This is a genomic window from Aphanizomenon sp. UHCC 0183 (genome assembly GCF_009712065.1).
GTDB lineage: Bacteria > Cyanobacteriota > Cyanobacteriia > Cyanobacteriales > Nostocaceae > Dolichospermum > Dolichospermum heterosporum.
Genome location: NZ_VILC01000160.1, coordinates 1 through 3813 on the forward strand (window position 1 = coordinate 1; position 3813 = coordinate 3813).

At 36.1% G+C, this 3813-nt stretch carries 3 protein-coding genes; 2 read left to right on the plus strand and 1 reads right to left on the minus strand.

What is annotated here, in order from left to right; all coding sequences use genetic code 11:
- Positions 1 to 77: 77 nt before the first annotated feature.
- A complete protein-coding gene (locus FJR37_RS25560) occupies positions 78 to 833 on the minus strand; it encodes a TspO/MBR family protein (protein WP_039202975.1) in 756 nt (251 codons plus the stop codon).
- Positions 834 to 886: 53 nt separating this feature from the next.
- Here FJR37_RS25560 and FJR37_RS25565 point away from each other — a divergent pair, with 53 nt between their 5' ends.
- Complete coding sequence (locus FJR37_RS25565) at positions 887 to 1054, plus strand: hypothetical protein (protein WP_160290005.1); 168 nt, start codon at positions 887 to 889, stop codon at positions 1052 to 1054.
- Between the two features lies 1 nt (position 1055).
- Positions 1056 to 3725 (plus strand): trans-splicing intein-formed DNA polymerase III subunit alpha N-terminal partner DnaE-N, encoded by a 2670-nt coding sequence (locus FJR37_RS25570; protein ID WP_052149969.1) that lies wholly within the window; start codon positions 1056 to 1058, stop codon positions 3723 to 3725.
- The last annotated feature ends 88 nt before the right edge of the window (positions 3726 to 3813 follow it).

The following is a 3813-nucleotide window of genomic DNA, read 5'->3' on the forward strand; positions in this document are numbered from 1 at the left end:
ATATAGCTAAAACTGTTCCCTGCCTTCACGGACAACTTTTATGGCTTACGCCACGCTACGCTATCAGCAAACCCTATTTATTTCTCCACAACAGCTAATTTTAAAGGATACAAAGGCTCAGATCCATTTAACTGCCAAATTCTCAATACCAATACAGCAGCAACAGTTAGCCATACACAAGAAAAAGATAAAATCATTCCCGCTAAAGGAACAGTTTGCCAATAAATCGCTGTCACCACTATAGCCGATAACCAAGGACCTAAAATCACCACAGGAACAGCAGCACCTAATCTCCGTTCTACGGTAAAAATCGTATTCCAAGTATCTCCTAAAGCTAGATGTATAACAAACAGAATTAACGGCAATATCAAAAATTGGTGATTCATCTCCTGCCAAATTAACACCGAAGAAATTACCCGCAAAACCGCAATTATCATCCAAACTATGGGAAATGCTAAAGGTGGAGGAGACCATTTTGGTCTAATTACTTGATCATACGTTGTCCGAGAACGAGTATTATCTAAAAGGGAGAATATCCGGGAACGGATACTTAATAAAGCAAAAAATAATGCGGTCACTAAAGTGCTAAACCAACTAGGAAAAAAAGGATTATTATCAATCAATATTACCAATTTTTCCATTCCCAGCAATACAAGAATCATCACTCCTATTTGTAGGATAGTTCCTAATTTATAAACTAGAACTGCCTTGATATCTAGTTCTTGTGTATCCGCTGCTGATGTATTTAGAGACTGTTCTTGAGTCCCAGTTTTTACACCCATTACTATATTGACAAACTGTTCAAGGATACCACCATTATTGGATTGATTCATAATTAAAAGATAGCGAGTAGTTTGTAGTTGGTCATAATAAGTTATTATATGATATGTATGGAAATTTAGCAGCTAATAGCGGTGTACTTTTATCAGGACATCAAGCCTCCATTATGGGGAATGATGTAGCTTTTGGTAAAAGATGCGCGATTGGGTTATCATTAACTCAAATACTTGATATCATTGTTAATCTAAAATTCTCTTACTCTACCAAATACTAATATGTCATTTGTTCCTTTACATATTCATAGTGATTACAGCTTGCTTGATGGTGCTAGTCAACTACCAGAATTAGTAGATCGAGCGATCGCATTAGGAATGAAAGCGATCGCCCTCACAGATCATGGTGTCATGTATGGCGCAGTTGAGCTGATAAAAATCTGCCGCAACAAGAACGTTAAACCAATAATTGGCAACGAAATGTACATTTTAAACGGTGAAATTGACAAACAAGAACGCCGTCCCAAATATCATCAAGTCGTATTAGCTAAAAATACCAAAGGTTATAAAAACTTAGTTAAATTAACCACAATTTCTCACCTTCAAGGTGTCCAAGGTAAAGGCATTTTTTCCCGTCCTTGTATTAATAAAGATTTACTCAAACAATATCGGGAAGGTTTAATAGTTACTAGTGCTTGTTTAGGTGGAGAAATTCCCCAAGCAATTATGAGTAATCGTCCAGATGCAGCCAGAAAAGTTGCTAAATGGTATAAAGATGTATTTGGCGAAGATTTTTATTTAGAAATTCAAGATCATGGTTCTCAAGAAGACCGAATTGTGAATGTAGAAATAGTCAAAATTGCCAGAGAATTAGGAATTAAATTCATCGCCACCAACGACTCCCATTTTATCTCCTGTTTTGATGTAGAATCCCACGATGCCTTGTTATGTATTCAAACCGGGAAACTCATTAGCGAAGATAAAAGAATGCGGTATAGCGGCACAGAATACCTCAAATCATCTGAGGAAATGCACCAACTATTCCGTGACCATTTACCCGATGATATCATTGCTGAAGCGATCGCCACAACGGAAGAAATTGCCGATAAAGTCGAACCTTATCACATCATGGGTGATCCTCAAATTCCCACACCCACAATCCCTTCAGGACATACAGCAGATACTTATGCAGAAGAAGTTGCATGGCTGGGACTTTTAGAAAGATTAAATCGCAAATCTCGCCACGAAGTAGATCAAGTCTATAAAGAAAGATTGGAATATGAATTAAAAATGATTCAACAAATGGGATTTTCTACCTACTTTTTAGTAGTGTGGGACTACATCAAATTTGCGCGAGATAATAATATTCCCGTTGGTCCAGGACGAGGTTCTGCGGCAGGTTCATTAGTAGCTTATGCCATGAAAATTACGAATATTGACCCCGTTCATCATGGCTTATTATTTGAAAGATTCCTCAATCCTGAACGGAAATCAATGCCAGATATTGATACAGATTTCTGCATTGATAAACGAGATCAAGTAATTGATTATGTAACTGAAAAATATGGTGTTGATAGAGTTGCTCAAATTATTACTTTTAACCGTCTCACATCCAAAGCAGTCTTAAAAGATGTTGCTAGAGTATTAGATATTCCCTATGGTGATTCTGACAAAATGGCAAAAATGATTCCTGTAGTCCGGGGTAAACCTACTAAACTAAAAGTGATGATTTCAGATGAAACACCCGAACCAGAATTTAAAGCCAAATATGATAATGATCCCACTGTCCGGCGCTGGATTGATATGGCTATGCGAATTGAAGGAACTAACAAAACCTTCGGTGTTCATGCTGCTGGTGTAGTTATCTCCGCAGAACCATTAGACGAACTTGTTCCTCTACAGCGCAATAATGATGGTTCTGTGATTACCCAATATTTCATGGAAGATTTAGAATCATTGGGATTATTAAAAATGGACTTTTTGGGTTTGCGGAACTTAACCCTAATTCAAAAAACCATTGATTTAATTGAACAAAGCAAAGGATACCGAATTGATCCTGATGAAATTACAGGACAAGAAAGAAAAGCACAAAAAATATTAGCAAAAGGTGATCATACTAACTTACCAAAAGATGTTGCTAAAGCTTATTCACTATTAGAAGCTGGTGATTTAGAAGGAATATTTCAATTAGAATCTTCAGGAATGAAACAAATAGTCCGAGATTTGAAACCTTCAAACATTGAAGATATTTCTTCCATTTTAGCATTGTATCGTCCAGGTCCATTAGATGCCGGATTAATTCCTAAATTTATTAATCGTAAACATGGACGAGAAGAAATTGAATATGATACTCAAATTTTAGAACCAATCTTAAATGAAACCTACGGAATCATGGTTTATCAAGAGCAAATTATGAAAATTGCTCAAGATATGGCTGGTTATAGTTTAGGACAAGCTGATTTACTTCGTCGCGCTATGGGTAAAAAGAAAGTATCAGAAATGGAGAAACAAAAACAAAATTTTATTGATGGTTCTGCAAAAAACGGTGTAGTACCCCAAGTCTCTGAACATTTATTTGGGGATATGTTGAAGTTTGCTGAATATTGTTTAAGTTACGACACAGAAATTTTAACTGTTGAATATGGTTTTTTACAAATTGGGGAAATTGTTGAAAAACAGATTGAATGTAAAGTTTATACTGTTGATAGTAATGGAATACTTTATACTCAGTCAATTGCCCAATGGCATAATCGGGGACAACAGGAAGTTTATGAATATTTATTAGAAAATGGGGCAATTATTCGCGCCACAAAAGATCATAAATTCATGACTGAAGAAGGGGAAATGTTACCAATTGATGAGATTTTTTCTCAAGGGTTGGATTTGTTACAAGTGGGTTTGCATAAAAGTATGAATTTGTTTCACGCAGAGGCGCAGAGTCACAGAGAGTAAGAGCTTTGGTGGTTACTATAAGTGAAACCTTTCACTTATGCGAGATATTGGGGATAATGAGTAATATCTAATATCAGACATAGCCAAA